Below are 17,303 nucleotides of genomic sequence, written 5' to 3'. Positions count from 1 at the left end.
CACCTGAGTCGGTGCCGTTTCACTGCGCGAGGGCTTCAGGGCTGATTGTTCTGAGCCTTGAGCAAGTCGCGGATCTCGCCCAGCAGTTCTTCTTCTTTGGTCGGAACCGGCGGCAGCTTAGGGGCCACGGCTTCTTCGCGCTTGAGGCGATTGATGGCTTTGACGCCCATGAAAATCGCAAAGGCAACGATGATGAAGTCGAGAACGGTCTGAATGAATTTGCCATAAGCCAGCACGACTGGGGGCGCGGTACCTTCGGCCGCCTTTAGGGTGATTGCCAGATCACTGAAATCCACCCCGCCAATCAGCAGACCGAGCGGAGGCATGATCACGTCGCCGACAAAGGATGAAACGATCTTGCCGAAGGCTGCACCGATGATGATACCGACGGCCATGTCGACCACATTGCCTTTGACCGCGAAGGCCTTGAACTCACTTAGCACGCCCATACGTTATTCCTTGTCACAGATGAGGTTGGGGAAGGAGTGTAAGTCAGCCAACCGCGTTTCGCTGACATAACTGCTTACACGCTTGCCAGTTATCGACCGGCAGATGATTGAGAAGTTTACAAAAATGCCCGCACCGCACGTGCTGTGGTCTCTGGATTGTCGTGACGGTTTCGGGAGCTCGCGACAATGAAAGGTCGTATTTTGAAGTGATGGAAATGACAGGTATCAGTCACCTCAAGTAATGGGATGTTGCTCGAGTCTCAACCCTGAAACAGTTGTGTACGGGTTATCACAAAGAATTAACTCAATAGGTCATACATGCTGTGCGTTTACAAAATGTAATAATTAGCCTCGGCTGATAAAGTTGATAAAAATTGTTTTTTTCCATGGGTTATACAAACACTCAGAAGTGGTGTCGCGTTTGTCCAACTTTTTAAACCCGTAATAGAGTAAATGCGCTAACAGTGTTTCAGGAAGTACTCACATAGTTCAAAGGGTTAATTTCCCGCTCTTATCGGGGCGGCGGAGTTTCCGCCTCGCTGTCATCTGTGCGTTATCATCACGGTTTTTTCCCGTGGGGTTCATATGGCCAAGGCCAAACGCATGTACGGCTGCACCGAGTGCGGCGCAACCTTTCCCAAATGGGCCGGGCAGTGCGGGGAGTGCGGTGCCTGGAACACCCTGACCGAAACGATGATTGAAAGCGGTGGCGCCGCCGCACCGGCCGGGCGCACCGGCTGGGCTGGGCAGCAAGCGCAGATCAAGACGCTGGCGGAAGTCAGCATTGAAGAAATCCCGCGATTTTCCACGGCGTCCGGCGAACTGGATCGAGTACTCGGCGGTGGGCTGGTGGACGGTTCGGTGGTGTTGATTGGCGGCGATCCGGGCATCGGCAAGTCGACCATTCTTCTCCAGACCCTGTGCAACCTGGCCAAGAGCATGCCGGCGCTGTACGTCACCGGTGAAGAGTCCCAACAGCAAGTGGCGATGCGCGCGCGTCGCCTGGGCTTGCCACAGGATCAACTGCGGGTGATGACCGAAACCTGCATCGAAACCATCATCGCCACTGCCCGTCAGGAAAAGCCCAAGGTGATGGTGATCGACTCGATCCAGACGATTTTCACCGAGCAGTTGCAATCGGCACCGGGCGGCGTCTCCCAAGTGCGTGAGAGCGCCGCGTTGCTGGTGCGTTACGCCAAACAGAGCGGCACGGCGATTTTCCTCGTCGGCCACGTCACCAAGGAGGGCGCACTGGCGGGGCCTCGTGTGCTGGAACACATGGTCGACACCGTGTTGTATTTCGAGGGCGAATCCGATGGCCGCTTGCGTTTGCTGCGTGCGGTGAAAAACCGTTTCGGTGCGGTCAACGAGCTGGGCGTGTTCGGCATGACTGACAAAGGCTTGAAAGAAGTCTCCAACCCCTCGGCAATTTTTCTGACGCGTGCGCAGGAAGAAGTCCCGGGCAGTGTGGTGATGGCAACGTGGGAAGGCACGCGGCCGATGCTGGTGGAAGTGCAGGCGCTGGTCGATGACAGCCATCTGGCCAACCCGCGCCGCGTAACACTGGGCCTGGATCAGAATCGTCTGGCGATGTTGCTTGCGGTTTTGCATCGTCACGGCGGTATTCCGACCCACGATCAGGACGTGTTTCTCAACGTGGTCGGCGGCGTGAAGGTGCTGGAGACGGCATCGGACCTGGCACTGATGGCGGCAGTCATGTCGAGCCTGCGCAACCGGCCGTTGCCGCATGATTTGCTGGTGTTTGGCGAGGTCGGTCTGTCGGGCGAAGTGCGACCGGTGCCGAGTGGGCAGGAACGTTTGAAGGAAGCGGCCAAACACGGCTTCAAGCGCGCAATCGTGCCGAAGGGAAATGCACCGAAGGAATCGCCGCCGGGGCTGCAGATCATCGCGGTCACCCGCCTTGAACAGGCCCTCGACGCCCTCTTCGAATAACCACAATTTGCCTTTGTAGGAGCTGCCGCAGGCTGCGATCTTTTGATTTTGGATTTCAAGATCAAAAGATCGCAGCCTTCGGCAGCTCCTACAGAGAGCGGCTCTAGATTTCGATCAACGCCCCCAATTCGCGCTCAAGCTCGGCCTCATCCGCCAGGTTCAGCTCGATCAAGCGCCGCAACCGCTGGATCGACTCCAGACTGATATGCCGGCAAACAAACCCCAACTGGCCGTTTTCCTCATGGGCCAGCTGCACGTCCATCTCGATATCGACGTCGTCGCTTAAATGAATGTCGACGAAAAAATCCTGTTCGCGATCCCCAAGCCATGGCTCCGGTCGTTCGATCAGCAGCCCTTTGAGCGACAGATCGATCAGCTTGACCGGCCAGATGTACTCGCCTTGTTTCAGCTCGGTTCTGGCATCGAACGCAATACGTTTGAAGCGACGTCGATTGGCGGAGTGTTCGCTCATGGCGCATTCCTCATGAAGGTTCGCTGACTATAGACCGCGAATGCGGGCGCCGGCCAATCGCTAAAGCGTCTAGACCAATGTCGGGGTATGGCCTTTGGCGCCGTAAGCGCTAAACTCGGGGTGGCTGTCTTTCTTGTCCACCCTGGCTGGAATAATAAAATGAAAAATAATAATAGCCTGCTGCGCCACTTACCCTGGCTTGTGCTGGCAATCGTAGGAGCGTGCGCCCTCGGCGTAGTGGCATTGCGCCGCGGCGAGGCGATCAACGCCTTGTGGATTGTGGTCGCTGCCGTGGCCATTTATCTGGTTGCGTATCGTTACTACAGTCTGTTCATCGCCAACAACGTGATGCAACTGGATCCGCGTCGGGCCACCCCCGCCGTGCTCAACAATGATGGTCTGGACTACGTGCCGACCAACAAACACATCCTTTTCGGTCACCACTTCGCGGCCATCGCTGGCGCGGGGCCACTGGTCGGTCCGGTGCTGGCGGCGCAGATGGGGTATCTGCCCGGCACGCTCTGGCTGATTGCCGGTGTGGTGCTGGCGGGCGCGGTGCAGGACTTCATGGTCCTGTTCATGTCGACCCGACGCAATGGCCGGTCCCTGGGCGACATGGTGCGTGAAGAAATGGGCCGGATCCCCGGGACCATCGCGCTGTTCGGCTGCTTCCTGATCATGATCATCATCCTCGCGGTGCTGGCGCTGATCGTGGTCAAGGCCTTGGCCGAAAGCCCGTGGGGCATCTTCACCGTGATGGCGACCATCCCGATCGCCATGTTCATGGGCATCTACATGCGCTACATCCGCCCGGGCCGCATCGGCGAAATCTCCGTGGTCGGCGTGTTGCTGCTGCTCGGTTCGATCTGGCTGGGCGGGCAGATCGCTGCTGATCCGGTGTGGGCCAAGGCGTTCACTTTCACTGGCGTGCAGATCACCTGGATGCTGGTCGGTTACGGCTTCGTGGCGGCCTCGCTGCCGGTCTGGCTGATTCTGGCGCCGCGTGACTATCTCTCGACGTTCCTCAAGATCGGCACCATCGTTGCCCTGGCGATCGGCATTCTGATCACCATGCCCGAGCTGAAAATGCCCGCGCTGACCCAGTTTGTCGACGGCACCGGGCCGGTGTGGAAGGGCGGTCTGTTCCCTTTCCTGTTCATCACCATCGCCTGCGGTGCGGTATCGGGTTTCCACGCGCTGATCTCGTCGGGCACCACGCCGAAGCTGCTGGATAACGAAACCAACGCCCGCTACATCGGTTACGGCGGCATGTTGATGGAATCGTTCGTGGCGATCATGGCCATGGTTGCCGCTTCGGTGATCGAGCCGGGCGTGTACTTCGCCATGAACAGCCCGGCCGCAGTTGTCGGCAGCGACGTCGCTTCGGTGGCGCAAGTGGTCACCAGCTGGGGCTTCGCGATTACGCCGGAGGCGCTGCAAGCGGTTGCCCATGACATCGGCGAAACCACCATTCTGGCCCGTGCCGGTGGCGCGCCAACCCTGGCGGTCGGTATCGCGCAGATCCTGCACAGTGTCCTGCCGGGTGAAAACACCATGGCATTCTGGTACCACTTCGCGATTCTGTTCGAAGCGCTGTTCATCCTCACCGCTGTGGACGCCGGCACCCGCGCCGGGCGTTTCATGCTCCAGGACTTGCTTGGCTCCTTCGTACCGGCGCTCAAACGCACCGAATCGTGGGGCGCCAACCTGATTGCCACTGCCGGTTGTGTGGCGATGTGGGGCTGGTTGCTGTATCAAGGCGTGATCGACCCGTTGGGCGGTATCAACACCCTGTGGCCTCTGTTCGGTATTTCCAACCAGATGCTCGCCGGTATCGCGCTGATGCTCGGCACGGTGGTTCTGATCAAGATGAAGCGTCAGCGCTACATTTGGGTCACGCTGTTGCCGGCCACTTGGCTGTTGATCTGCACCACGACGGCTGGCTTCATCAAGTTGTTCGACGCCAACCCGGCGATCGGCTTCCTGTCGCTGGCGAAGAAATACAGCGATGCGCTGGCCAATGGTCAGGTGCTGGCACCGGCAAAAAGCGTCGAGCAGATGCAGCATGTGATCTTCAACGCTTACACCAACGCCACACTCACCGCGCTGTTCCTGTTCGTGGTGTTCAGCATCCTGTTCTATGCGCTCAAGGTCGGCATCGCCGCCTGGGGCAAAAAAGAGCGTACGGATAAAGAATCGCCATTCCAGGCTCTGCCGGATGCGTAACCAGAGGATTGCACCATGTTCAATGACCTGAGTCGCCTCGGTAAATACCTCGGTCAGGCCGCGCGTCTGATGGTCGGCATGCCCGACTACGACACCTACGTCGAGCATATGCAATCCAAGCACCCGGACAAACCGGTGATGAGCTACGAGATGTTCTTTCGCGAACGTCAGGAAGCGCGTTACGGTGGCAAGGGTGGGCCGAAGTGCTGTTGAGCTGACAGCGCAAGGTTGAGGTAATCCCCTGTGGGAGCGAGCCCGCTCGCGAATACGGAGTGTCAGTTGATGAATGATTTGACTGACACACCGCTTTCGCGAGCAGGCTCGCTCCCACATTTGTTTTTGTGTTCTTTTCAGGAGATCTGGTTTTGTCTTCTCCCATTCCGGTAACGGTACTCAGCGGTTTCCTCGGCGCCGGCAAGACCACCTTGCTACGCCATTTATTGAAAGCCGAACACGGTTTGAAGATCGCCGTGATCGAGAACGAATTCAGCGACGCCGGCATCGACACGCAGTTGCTCGGCGACGAGCCGGTGCAAGTCATGACCCTGGCGAATGGCTGCGTCTGCTGCACCATTCACACCGACCTGACCAAGGCGTTGTATCTGCTGCTGGAGCGGCTGGACGGCGGCGAGATTGCCTTTGATCGTCTGGTGATCGAATGCACTGGCCTGGCTGATCCGGCACCGGTCGCGCAGACTTTTTTCATCGATGAAGAACTGCGCGAGCGCTATCTGCTCGACGGCATTATCACCTTGGTCGATGCCGCGCACGCGGATGTACACCTGACCCAGACCATCGCCCAGGCGCAGATCGGTTTTGCCGACCGCTTGCTGGTGAGCAAGACTGATCTGATCGACGAACCGACCTTCACCGCGCTAAGCGAGCGCCTGACGCGGATCAACCGCCGCGCGCCGATCCGGGTGGTCGAGCATGGCAATATCGATCTGGCTGAATTGCTGGATGTGCGCGGTTTCAATCTGAATGCCGATCTTGGCGGCGGCTTGAGCCTGCGCCCGGTGACCAAGGCGCCTTCCATTGACCGCATTTCCAGTTTGGTGCTGCGCACCGATCAGGCGCTGGATATCGATCAGCTCAGTGAGTTCATGAATGAACTGCTGGAAGAGCACGGCAAGCAATTGCTGCGTTACAAAGGCGTGCTGAGCATTGCCGGTGAAGATCGGCGGCTGGTGTTTCAGGGGGTGCTGAAGCTCTATGGTTTCGACTGGGACACCGAATGGGCCGAAGGCGAGGCGCGGGAAAGTGTGATTGTGTTTATTGCCGATGATTTGCCGGAAGAGAAGATTCGGTTGGGGTTTGCCAGGGTGGCGGCGCAACAAGCCTGATATTTCATTAGCTCAAAGGGCCTCTTCGCGAGCAGGCTCGCTCCCACAGTGGACTGCATTCCTCCAGACAGAATGCGGTCCACTGTGGGAGCGAGCCTGCTCGCGATGGCGATTCAGCCCACACTGTATTGTTCAAGGTCTGACCCCAGCAGTGTCTGCTCAAGCTGATCCAGATATTGATTCATAAGCATCATGGCTTCAGCGACTCTCCCGGATTCCATCGCCTCGATCAATTTCAGATGCTCCTGCCATGCGCAACAGCTGTGCGTAGATACCGCACTTCGCGCAATCGCCAATGATGTCAGCGGCACCAGATTGCCAAGAAAATGCGCCAATGGTGTATTCCCCGCCATCTGCGCCAGTTGCAGATGAAACTGCCCTGACAAGCGAATCGCCGCGCCGCGCCGATCCTGCTCTACAGCCTGACGCTCACGCTCGATCAACCCGCGCAGGCGTTTCAAACCTTCGGCCTCGGGTCGCTGACACGCCAGGCGCACCAGCGTGCTTTCGGTCAGGCGCCGTGCATGCAGAGCCTGCCGCGTCTGCTCCCGATCGGGCGCCGCCACACGCGGCCGGTGATTGGTTCGCAGCACCACGACCTGCTCAAGCGACAGCTGCGTGAGCACCCGCCGCACATCCGCACGACTGACGCCGAACATCTCGCGCAGGCTATCTTCGGTGAAGCGGCTTTCCGGATCGATGCGTTGTTCGAGAATCGCGTCGAACAGTCGCGCATACAGCTCTTCTCCCGGATCCCGCTGGCCAGGAAAGGGCAGGGTGGTCGGGTGCGTCTGCAACGCTGAAGCAAAACTGTTCATGGCCGTTCTCCAAAGCGAATCAGTTGGGCAGGTTGTCATCCGGAATATTTAGCTCGACACCCATGCGCTGACCTTCGCGCAAAATGTGCCGGCGCATTTCGGCGCTGGCCTGGGCGCTGTTCTTGCTGCGAATCGCGCGCACCACGGCTTCGTTTTCTTCCAGGCGTTCGGCCAGGTGTTCCGGTGAATTGCGCAACACCTCGGCGCTTTGTTTGAGGGCATTGCTGGTCTGTTGCACCACGCTCTGAAAGATCGGATTGGAGGTCAGCGTGAACAGTTCTTCGTGGAAGGCGATGTAGGCGCTGACCCCGGCTTCACTGTCTCCGGCTTCCAGCGCTTCGCGCATGTCCATCAGGGTCAGGCGCAACTGGCCGACTTCCTTGCTGCTGATCGACTGCGCGACCAGTCCGACAATGAACGGCTCCAGGGTGTAGCGCAGTTGCAGCACGTCTTCGAGGCTGGCGCCGGCTACCGCGCTGTCGTGATGCTGGCTGTCGTTCAACTGCGCGTCGAGCACGACCACGCCTTTGCCTGGCATCGAGCGCACCAGACCGAGGGTCTCGAGAACGATCACCGCTTCGCGCAGGCTCGGTCGGCTGATGCCCAGTTGCTCGGCCAGCTCCCGCTGGCCCGGCAGCATTTCGCCGGAGCGCCACTGTCCACGGGCCAATGCGGCGCGCAGTTTTTCTACGACTGAGTTGACGACGGTTGATGTGGTAATCACTTGTCTTGCTCCATTTACCTGTGAGGGATTGCCGCAAACCCAAGATCAAAAGATCGCAGCCTGCGGCAGCTCCTGCAGGGTTAAATCAGAACTCCTGCTGGTGCGCCGGAGTTGCTGGTTTACGCGGTTGAAAGGTGTAGCCCTGCTGACCGCTGAGTACTTTGTTGGCGCGTTGAACGTCGATGTCTTTTTCCCAACGGGCGATGGCCACAGTGGCCACGCAATTGCCGATCAGGTTGGTCAATGCCCGGCCGATGCCCATGAACCAGTCGACGGCCAATACCAGCACCAGACCAACCACGGGAATCGCCGGGATCGCCGTCAGTGTTGCCGCGAGAATCACCAGCGCCGAGCCGGGAATGCCGTGGGCGCCTTTTGAAGTGATCAGCGACACCAGCAGAATCGTCAGCAAGTCGGTCATGGCCAATGGCGTACCGGTGGCGTTGGCGATGAACACGATGGCCAGCGTCAGGTAGATCGAAAACCCGTCGAGGTTGAACGAATAGCCGGTCGGAATTACCAGGCCGACCGTGGAGCTGCCGATGCCCAGATGTTCAAGTTTGCGCATGATCTGCGGCAACACAGCGTCGGACGAAGCGGTGCCCATGACGATCAACAGTTCTTCACGCAGGTACTTGAGCAGCGGCCACATCCGCAGGCCGGAGGCGCGCATGACCAGACCGAGAATCACGCTGACGAAAGCGATGCACGTCAGGTAGAACAAACCGACCAGACTGCCCAAGTGCTGCAGCGAGTCGATGCCATATTTGCTGGTGGTAAATGCGATGGCTCCGAACACGCCGATGGGCGCCAGGCGCACGATCATGCCCATGATGCGGAAGATCACATGGCTGAGTTCGTTGATCAGTCGCGAGATCCCCGACGCTGCTTCGCCGACCAGATTCAGGGCGCTGCCGAACAGCACGGAAAACAGCAGCACTTGCAGGATGTTGTTGTCGGCAAACGCGCCGATCACCGAAGTAGGGATCAGGTCCATCAGAAACTGCGTGGTGGTGTGCATGTGCTGACTGCGTTCAGCGAGATCGCCCATGTCAGCGGTGGAAAGCTGCTCGAGGTGAATGTTCGCGCCGCTGCCGATGCCGGTACTGAAGGCAAACACCAGACCGATCACCAGGGCGATGGTGGTCAGCACTTCAAAATAGATGACCGATTTGAGGCCGATGCGCCCGACCTTCTTCAGATCGCCGGCACCGCTGATGCCGCTGACGACCACGCAGAACACGATAAGGCCGATGAGCATCTTGATCAGTTTGATGAAGCCATCGCCAAGCGGTTTGAGCTGGGCAGAGTATTCAGGAAGGGTCAGCCCGCAGACGATGCCGAGCATCAGTCCGAGAACCACTTGAAGGAAGATTGAACGCGAGCACCATCTGAGCATGGGAGGAATCCTGGGTCGGTGTCCTGGCTGCCGTACGCTTGGCGCATCGGATTCAGGACTTAATTATTGTGGTCTTACCGGTATGTCCAGTGCAGGCGCAGTCTACGCTCGGTTTTTTCGGGATTACAAGAGGCAAGAACGGAATTGGCATGACCGGTCTGACCGGCGGCCATCGCAAGGTGTAGGAGCTGCCGAAGGCTGCGATCTTTCGATTCCGTTTATGAAGGTCAAAAAGATCGCAGCCTGCGGCAGCTCCTACAGGGAAATCATGGGCGAAAAAAAACCGGCCAATCACTTGGCCGGTTTTTCATGCTTCGGGTTATCGTCGCAATTAAGCGCCGTATACCGGCAGTTTCTTGCAGATGGCTTTGACTTTTTCACGAACGGCGTCGATCACCGCTTCGTTGTTCAGGTCAGCCAGGATGTCGCAGATCCAGCCGGCCAGCTCTTTGCACTCGGTTTCCTTGAAGCCGCGAGTAGTCACGGCCGGGGTACCGAAGCGCAGGCCGGAGGTGACGAATGGCGAGCGTGGATCGTTAGGCACGGAGTTCTTGTTCACGGTGATGAACGCTTTGCCCAGAGCAGCGTCGGCGTCTTTACCGGAGATGTCCTGCTTGATCAGGGACAGCAGGAACAGGTGGTTCTTGGTACCGCCGGACACCACGTCGAAACCGCGCTCGATGAACACTTCAGCCATGGCCTGGGCGTTTTTCACCACTTGTTGCTGGTAGGCCTTGAACTCAGGCTGCAGCGCTTCCTTGAAGCAGATCGCTTTAGCGGCGATCACGTGCTCCAGCGGGCCACCCTGGGCGCCCGGGAATACTGCGGAATTGAGCTTCTTCTCGATTTCTGCGTTGGCCTTGGCCAGGATCAGACCGCCACGTGGACCGCGCAGGGTTTTGTGCGTGGTGGTGGTCACGACGTCAGCGAACGGCACCGGGTTCGGGTAGACGCCAGCGGCGACCAGACCGGCCACGTGGGCCATGTCGACGAACAGGTAGGCGCCGACCTTGTCAGCGATTTCGCGGAAGCGTGGGAAATCGAGGATCTGCGAGTAGGCAGAGAAGCCGGCGACGATCATTTTCGGCTTGTGCTCGACCGCCAGGCGCTCGACTTCGTCGTAGTCGATCAGGCCGTTGGCATCGATGCCGTATTGGATAGCGTTGTACAGTTTGCCCGAAGAGGAAACGCTGGCGCCGTGGGTCAAGTGACCGCCGTGGGCCAGGCTCATGCCCAGAATGGTGTCGCCAGCCGACAGCAAAGCCAGGTAAACCGCAGCGTTGGCTTGCGAACCGGCGTGCGGCTGAACGTTGGCGTAATCGGCGCCGAACAGTTCCTTGGCGCGATCAATGGCCAGTTGCTCAACCACGTCGACGAACTCGCAACCGCCGTAGTAGCGCTTGCCCGGGTAGCCTTCGGCGTACTTGTTGGTCAGGACCGAGCCTTGAGCTTCCATCACCGCTGGGCTGGTGTAGTTTTCCGAAGCGATCAGCTCAATGTGTTCTTCCTGACGCTGAGCTTCTTGCTCCATGGCGGCAAAAAGGTCGGCGTCGTACTTGGCAATAGTCAAATCACGGCTGAACATGGCGGTCCTCAAGGATCGGGGGCAGAAAAGGGGGGCATTCTAACCCAACCGCTTTTGGATGACATATGAAACGACATCATGTCGCAGACAAGTGGCGTTCATGCGCAGACCGGTGGCGTTTGTGCCGACCTCAAAAGATCGCAGCCTGCGGCAGCTCCTACAGTAACCACAACTCAACCTGGTTCTTGTGACTGGCATCAAACCTGTAGGAGCTGCCGAAGGCTGCGATCTTTTCGGGCACACCGAAAATCTTCAGTCGAACATGAAGAGCGCGTCATTACTGAACTGCGCCTCGAACCGTCCCGCTGGCATCGGCCGGCCAAACAGATAACCTTGCACCTCATCGCAGCCATGCTCGCGCAGGAAGTCCAGTTGCTCGTGGGTTTCCACACCCTCGGCGATCACCGCAAGATTCAGGCTGTGCGCCATGGCGATGATGGCGCGGGCGATCTGCGCGTCCTGCTCGCCAGACGGCAAACCGTCAACGAAAGTGCGGTCGATCTTCAGTACATCGATCGGGAACTGCTTGAGGTAGTTCAGCGATGAATAACCGGTGCCGAAGTCATCGACCGCGATGCTCAGACCCAGGTTTTTCAGGCCGGCGAGAATCTGCATCGCCTCGCTGACTTCGCGCATCAGGATGCTCTCAGTCAGCTCCAGTTCCAGACACGCCGGCGGCAGGCCGGTTTCGCGCAGGATCGTGGCGATTCGCGTGCCCAACTGACCATCGGAAAACTGCCGCGCCGAGATGTTTACCGAAACCTTCGGCACCCGCACGCGTTGCTGGTGCCAGGTTTTCAGCTGCCGACAGGCTTCGCTGATCACCCAGTCGCCGACGTCCACCACCAGCCCGAGCTCTTCCAGCACCGGAATGAAATCCCCCGGCGGCACCAGCCCGCGACGCGGATGGCGCCAGCGCAGCAGCGCTTCGGCGCCGGTCAAACGTTTGCCGTCGCCGCTGAACTGCGGTTGGTAATACAGAACGAATTCGTTCTGCTCCAAGGCATGGCGCAGGTCGCTTTCCAGCTCCAGACGTTCCAGCGCACTGGCGTTCATGTCGGCCTGATAGAACTGGAAGTTGTTTTTGCCGCGCTCCTTGGCGTGGTACATCGCGGTGTCGGCGTTCTTCATCAACTGGCTGAGTTCGTTGCCGTCCTGCGGACTCAGGGCGATGCCGATACTGGCGGTGACGAAGAATTCGCGGCCCTCGAGGACGAACGGTCGCACCAGGCTGGCGAGAATCTGCTCGGCAACATGGATCGCCCGATTCAGCGCCAGTTCGCGGCTGGAACGATGTTGCAGCAGCAGGGTGAACTCGTCGCCGCCCATGCGCGCCACGGTGTCGTCATCGTCGACGCAGGCCAACAGGCGCGTGGCCATGTCCTTCAACATACGGTCGCCGGCGGCGTGGCCGAGGGAGTCGTTGATCGGTTTGAAACGGTCGAGGTCGAGGAACATCAGCACCACCCACGACTTCTGCCGCTCGGCCGCTTGCAGCGCGGTGTGCAGGCGATCCTGGAACAACGTGCGGTTGGGCAGATGGGTGAGGGCATCGTAATAGGCGAGGCGATGGATGCGCTGTTCGCTGGCCTTGCGCTCGCTGATGTCGCTGAAGAAGCACACGTAACTGGCCAGATCGCCCTCGTCGTCGAGCACCGCGGTGATACCGACCCACGCCGGGTAGTGCTCGCCGTTGCGGCGCTTCATCCAGACTTCACCTTCCCAGGTGCTGTGCTCGTGCAACTGCTTGAGCACATAGCGCAAGTGCGCGTCCTGCTGCTCATCGACGGTGAGCATGTTCGGCAACTGATCGAGCACTTCGCTGACGGTGTAACCGCTGACCCGGCTGAACGCTTCGTTGGCCTGGACGATATAGCCGGCCGGGTCAGTGATCAGAATCGCCGAGGTCGAGTGTTCGAAAACCGTGGCCGCCATGCGCAGGTCTTTCTCGGCGCGGCGCTGCTGGCTGATGTCGCGACCGACACCGAGCACGCCTTCAAACGCGCCATGCTCGTCCCACACCAGCACCAGACGCAACTCAATCGGAATCTTGCGACCATCGGCGCGCAGGCAGTCGAACAGGAACAATTGCGTTTGCACCTGACTGCGCAACAGCGCCAGTTGTTCGGGTTTGTCGAGGGCCTTGCTGACCCGATCCATCAACGTGTAGATGCCGTTCAGTTGCCCCGGGTTGGCGATCGTCGATTGCCAGCCATTCTCGAAAATCCACTCGGCGTTGTATCCGAGCACCGCCTGCACCGACGGGCTGACGTAGTTCAGCGAGAGCTTGCTGTCGGTCGAAAAAATCACGTCGCTGATGCTTTCGGCAAGCATGCGGTAACGTTGTTCGCTGTCACGCAGTGATTCGCTAGCCTCGATCTGTTCGGTGATGTCCTTGGCCACACCGATAATCCGCGTGACCTGATCGTGCTTGTCCCGCGCCAGTGCCTGTTCACGAATATCGAAGCGCCGCCACTTGCCATCGCGATGACGAAAGCGCAATTGGCATTGCAGCAACTGGCTGTAACCGGCGTGGCGCTGTTGCTGGCGCGAGCGGTGATAGTGTTCGGAGTCTTCCGGGTGCAGGAGGATTTCCCAGAAATATTCACCCATCTGATGCAGTTCGCTGCGGTTGTAACCGAGAGTCTGGCCGAGGTGATGGTTGCTGAAAATCATCCGCTGGCTGATCACATCCTGCACGTACAGGTGATCCGGCACAGTGCGCACCACGTCGGACCAGAAACCTTCGCGCTCCAGCAAAGACAGTTCGATCAACTTGCGACTGGTGATGTCGTTGATGCTGAGGATCACGGCTTTGTAATCGTGCTGCTCCTGCGGCAAACGCAGAACCATCCACAGGTGCTGGTCGCGACCATTGAGGCCCGGCAGTTTGATTTCCAGTTCGAGCTGTTTCTGCTGCTGCAGTACGGCATCGAGGATTTGCTGGCCGATGGCGCGCTGAGCATGGCGTTGACCGTCGATCAGCAATTGCCAGGCGTCGTCGCAGGAGTGCACATCAAGCAGTTGCAATGCGACCTGATTGACTTCGGTCACGCGCAACTCTTGCAGCAACTGTTGGCGCTGCTGAGGTTGATCGAGCCAGGCCTTGAGCTGGTCGCTGGTCTGGATCATGGCTTTGTCGAATTGCTGCTTGAGACCGGACAAGTCGAGCACGCAAAGCGCGACGCCAGTGCCCTCGAAAATGTCCTGATAACGTCGGCGGCCTTCATGCAATTGGCGCTGACGCCGACGCATGTTCAGCAAGGCAATCACCGGCAGCATCGAGAAGGCGAGGCCAAGCAGGCATTTGCCGATAAACGCCGGCAGCAATTCTTCGAGTACCCGCTGGCGGTCGAACAGGCCGCGCAACTGCCAGTCGCTGCTGCTCAGCGGCACGGTCAGCACGGTATTGGCCAGATCGTCCGGGGTAAGCACGCCGGGCTTGGCCGAGGGCAGCGCGGCGTCGCGACTGATGATCTGATGGTTGAGGCGGTTCTCCACCAGCCACAGCGGCCGCAGACCGGTTTCGCCTTGTTTGGTCAGCGAATCAAAAAACGTCGGAGTCAGGCGCAGCGCCCAGTAGCCGCGTGTGCTGCCACTGGCCTGATGCAGCAGCAGATGAACCACCGAGCCGTCATCGGCATTACTGAAGTAATGCGCCTGGGCGCGGCTGCGTCGCACCAGTTCGGTGAGGTAATCGGCGTCATCGCTGTCGGCGGCGCTGTCGCTGAGAATCCGCCCGGAAGGGGTGAGCAAAGCCATGCTGCGCAGATCGGGCAACGACTGCTGAAGCTTGCGCAGCAACGCCTGCTGTTCGTCGGCTGACTGCGGTTGCTCGACGATCGGTAACAGATTCAGGGCAATTTGCGCGTTCAGCGCCATGTTCAGACTGACCTGCGAGGCGAGGTCGGCGGTGTAGTCGATGGTGTACTGGCGCTGGTTTTTCTGGGTTTCGCGCAATTGATCCAGCAGTTGCCAGAACAGCAAGGCGAGCAACAGCAGGACCAAAGTTGCCAACGCACCCTTTAATGTTCCGCGCAGGGGCGAGCCGGTCGCCGGATTGGACGCGCTCACAGAAGCTGGCGGAGTAACGTTGGACAAGCTGTAATCCTGCGGTTTGGCTGGACTGGCGCGACGTGCACTATAAGCCGGACGCCCAAAGGGCGGCTAGCATGCCTTGAGTTGTGGCGAAGTGCCAGCCCCGCTCGGCTGGACTGCCTTTCATCATTAAGGTAGCTTTGCCGGTTAGACGGGGGCGTTCCAGCTCCTACAATCAGACTTTTTCTGCGCGCACGCATTGATGACTCTCAAGTGAACGACGCGCACCGGTCTGGCCAGGCATCGCCTGCGCTCCAATCATTCATCTGTCACTGACCCTAGGTTCTCCATGGCTCAATACGTCTTCACCATGCATCGGCTGGGCAAAGTTGTTCCGCCGAAGCGGGAAATCCTCAAAAACATTTCGTTGTCCTTCTTCCCCGGCGCCAAGATCGGCGTGCTCGGCCTCAACGGTTCGGGTAAGTCCACGCTGCTGAAAATCATGGCTGGCGTCGACACCGAGTTCGAAGGCGAAGCCCGTCCGATGCCGGACCTCAATATCGGTTATCTGCCGCAAGAGCCACAACTTGATCCGAGCAAAACCGTGCGTGAAGTGGTCGAGGAAGCGGTCAGCGTGATCAAGGACGCACAGGCGCGTCTGGACGAAGTCTACGCCGCCTACGCCGACCCGGATGCCGACTTCGACAAGCTTGCTGCCGAACAGGCCAAGCTCGAAGCGATCCTGCAGGCCAGCGACGGTCACAACCTCGAGCGTCAACTGGAAGTCGCTGCCGACGCGCTGCGTCTGCCGGCCTGGGACGCCAAGGTCGAATTCCTCTCTGGTGGTGAAAAGCGTCGTGTGGCGCTGTGCCGCTTGCTGCTGTCTGCGCCAGACATGCTGCTGCTCGATGAACCGACCAACCACCTGGATGCCGACTCCGTGGCGTGGCTGGAGCATTTCCTCCACGACTTCCCGGGCACCGTGGTCGCGATTACGCACGACCGTTACTTCCTCGACAATGTTGCTGGCTGGATTCTCGAACTCGACCGCGGCGCGGGCATTCCTTACGAGGGCAACTATTCGGGCTGGCTCGAAGCCAAGTCCGATCGTCTGGCCCAGGAATCCAAGCAGCAGTCGGCCCACGAAAAAGCCATGAAAGAAGAACTGGAGTGGGTGCGCAAAGGCGCCAAGGCCCGCCAGTCGAAATCCAAGGCACGTCTGCAGCGCTTCGAAGAAATGCAATCGCAGGAATTCCAGAAGCGCAGCGAAACCAACGAAATCTACATCCCGGCCGGCCCGCGTCTGGGCGACAAAGTCATCGAATTCAAGAACGTCAGCAAAGGTTACGGCGATCGCGTGTTGATCGACAACCTGTCGTTCTCGATGCCAAAAGGCGCCATCGTTGGCGTGATCGGCGGTAACGGTGCCGGTAAGTCGACTCTGTTTCGCATGCTGATGGGCAAGGAAACACCGGATTCGGGCACCATCGAAGTCGGTGAAACCGTGCAACTGGCCTGCGTCGATCAGAGCCGCGAAGACCTCGACGGCAGCAAGACCGTGTTCCAGCAGATCTCCGACGGCTCCGACCAGATCCGCATCGGCAACTACGAGATCCCGTCGCGTACTTATGTCGGCCGCTTCAACTTCAAGGGCGGCGACCAGCAGAAGTTCGTCAAGGATCTGTCCGGTGGTGAGCGCGGTCGCCTGCATCTGGCGCTGACCCTGAAGGAGGGCGGCAACGTCCTGCTGCTCGACGAACCGTCCAACGACCTCGACGTGGAAACCCTGCGTTCGCTGGAAGAAGCGCTGCTGGACTTCCCGGGCGCCGCCATTGTGATCTCTCACGATCGGTGGTTCCTTGACCGCGTGGCCACGCACATCCTGGCGTACGAAGACGACTCGCAAGCGGTGTTCTTCGAAGGCAACTACACCGAGTACGAAGCCGACCGCAAAAAGCGCCTCGGCGAAGCAGCGGCCCAGCCACATCGGGTACGCCACAAGAAACTGGCCTGATTCAGGTTGGTTGCAGAAAAAGCGGAGCCTTCGGGCTCCGTTTTTTTTTGCCCGGTTGTTCAGAAATACCGAGGTGGATTCATCGCTGGCAAGCCAGCTCCCACAGGATTTTTGTCATGCCCGGGATATGTGAACGCCGCTAAAACTGTGGGAGCTGGCTGCCAGCGATGGCGGTATAACTGTTGGTGCATCAATCAAGCTTGTTCTCCCCATTCAGGTGCAGATCAGAGCCAAAAACCAGCTCCATTTATATCCTGTGCACCATTTAATTTCATAACTGCG

Annotated in this window: 12 protein-coding genes; 5 read left to right on the top strand and 7 right to left on the bottom strand. The window is 59.0% G+C overall.

Features of this window, described 5'->3' with window-relative positions:
* Positions 1-35: 35 nt before the first annotated feature.
* Positions 36-449, bottom strand: coding sequence for a large-conductance mechanosensitive channel protein MscL (gene mscL, locus EL257_RS23320; protein ID WP_126366562.1), 414 nt, complete (start codon positions 447-449; stop codon positions 36-38).
* Between the two features lie 585 nt (positions 450-1,034).
* Here mscL and radA point away from each other — a divergent pair.
* Complete coding sequence (gene radA / locus EL257_RS23315) at positions 1,035-2,402, top strand: DNA repair protein RadA (RefSeq protein WP_126366560.1); 1,368 nt, start codon at positions 1,035-1,037, stop codon at positions 2,400-2,402.
* A gap of 103 nt (positions 2,403-2,505) precedes the next feature.
* On the opposite strand, the gene EL257_RS23310 is transcribed toward radA, so the two are convergent.
* Positions 2,506-2,874, bottom strand: a complete 369-nt coding sequence (locus EL257_RS23310; protein WP_126366558.1) for a PilZ domain-containing protein — start codon at positions 2,872-2,874, stop codon at positions 2,506-2,508.
* A 159-nt stretch (positions 2,875-3,033) separates the two neighbouring features.
* On the opposite strand from EL257_RS23310, the gene EL257_RS23305 reads away from it, so the two are divergent.
* From EL257_RS23305 to yjiA, 3 genes are all read left to right on the top strand, one after another.
* Positions 3,034-5,100, top strand: a complete 2,067-nt coding sequence (locus EL257_RS23305) for a carbon starvation CstA family protein (RefSeq protein ID WP_016773099.1) — start codon at positions 3,034-3,036, stop codon at positions 5,098-5,100.
* A 15-nt stretch (positions 5,101-5,115) separates the two neighbouring features.
* Positions 5,116-5,313: a YbdD/YjiX family protein gene (locus tag EL257_RS23300; RefSeq protein ID WP_126366556.1), complete on the top strand. Its 198-nt coding sequence runs from the start codon at positions 5,116-5,118 to the stop codon at positions 5,311-5,313.
* Positions 5,314-5,465: 152 nt separating this feature from the next.
* The gene (gene yjiA, locus EL257_RS23295) at positions 5,466-6,443 is read left to right on the top strand and encodes a GTPase (RefSeq protein WP_126366553.1); all 978 of its coding nucleotides are present in this window, start codon (positions 5,466-5,468) and stop codon (positions 6,441-6,443) included.
* Positions 6,444-6,556: 113 nt separating this feature from the next.
* Here yjiA and EL257_RS23290 read toward each other — a convergent pair whose 3' ends face one another.
* The 5 genes from EL257_RS23290 to morA all read right to left on the bottom strand — a co-directional run bounded on the left by EL257_RS23290 (position 6,557) and on the right by morA (position 15,070).
* On the bottom strand, positions 6,557-7,261 hold the full coding sequence (locus tag EL257_RS23290; RefSeq protein ID WP_126366551.1) for a GntR family transcriptional regulator: 705 nt from the start codon (positions 7,259-7,261) through the stop codon (positions 6,557-6,559).
* A gap of 19 nt (positions 7,262-7,280) precedes the next feature.
* Positions 7,281-7,985, bottom strand: a complete 705-nt coding sequence (locus tag EL257_RS23285; RefSeq protein ID WP_126366549.1) for a FadR/GntR family transcriptional regulator — start codon at positions 7,983-7,985, stop codon at positions 7,281-7,283.
* An 85-nt stretch (positions 7,986-8,070) separates the two neighbouring features.
* Positions 8,071-9,384 carry a C4-dicarboxylate transporter DctA gene (locus EL257_RS23280; RefSeq protein ID WP_126366547.1) on the bottom strand — a complete coding sequence of 438 codons (1,314 nt, stop codon included), beginning with the start codon at positions 9,382-9,384 and terminating at the stop codon, positions 8,071-8,073.
* 331 nt (positions 9,385-9,715) lie between these two features.
* Positions 9,716-10,969: a serine hydroxymethyltransferase gene (gene glyA, locus EL257_RS23270; RefSeq protein ID WP_126366545.1), complete on the bottom strand. Its 1,254-nt coding sequence runs from the start codon at positions 10,967-10,969 to the stop codon at positions 9,716-9,718.
* 252 nt (positions 10,970-11,221) lie between these two features.
* On the bottom strand, positions 11,222-15,070 hold the full coding sequence (morA, locus tag EL257_RS23265) for a cyclic di-GMP receptor MorA (RefSeq protein WP_126366543.1): 3,849 nt from the start codon (positions 15,068-15,070) through the stop codon (positions 11,222-11,224).
* Between the two features lie 286 nt (positions 15,071-15,356).
* Between morA and ettA the strand changes: the two genes are divergently transcribed.
* Entirely contained in the window at positions 15,357-17,021 is a 1,665-nt protein-coding gene (gene ettA / locus EL257_RS23260) for an energy-dependent translational throttle protein EttA (protein WP_126366541.1), read from the top strand.
* Positions 17,022-17,303 lie beyond the last annotated feature (282 nt).

The sequence above is a fragment of the Pseudomonas fluorescens genome (assembly GCF_900636825.1).
Lineage (GTDB): Bacteria > Pseudomonadota > Gammaproteobacteria > Pseudomonadales > Pseudomonadaceae > Aquipseudomonas > Aquipseudomonas fluorescens_BG.
Note: the sequence above shows the minus strand (reverse complement) of the source record. Positions and strands in the feature narration are given on the sequence as shown.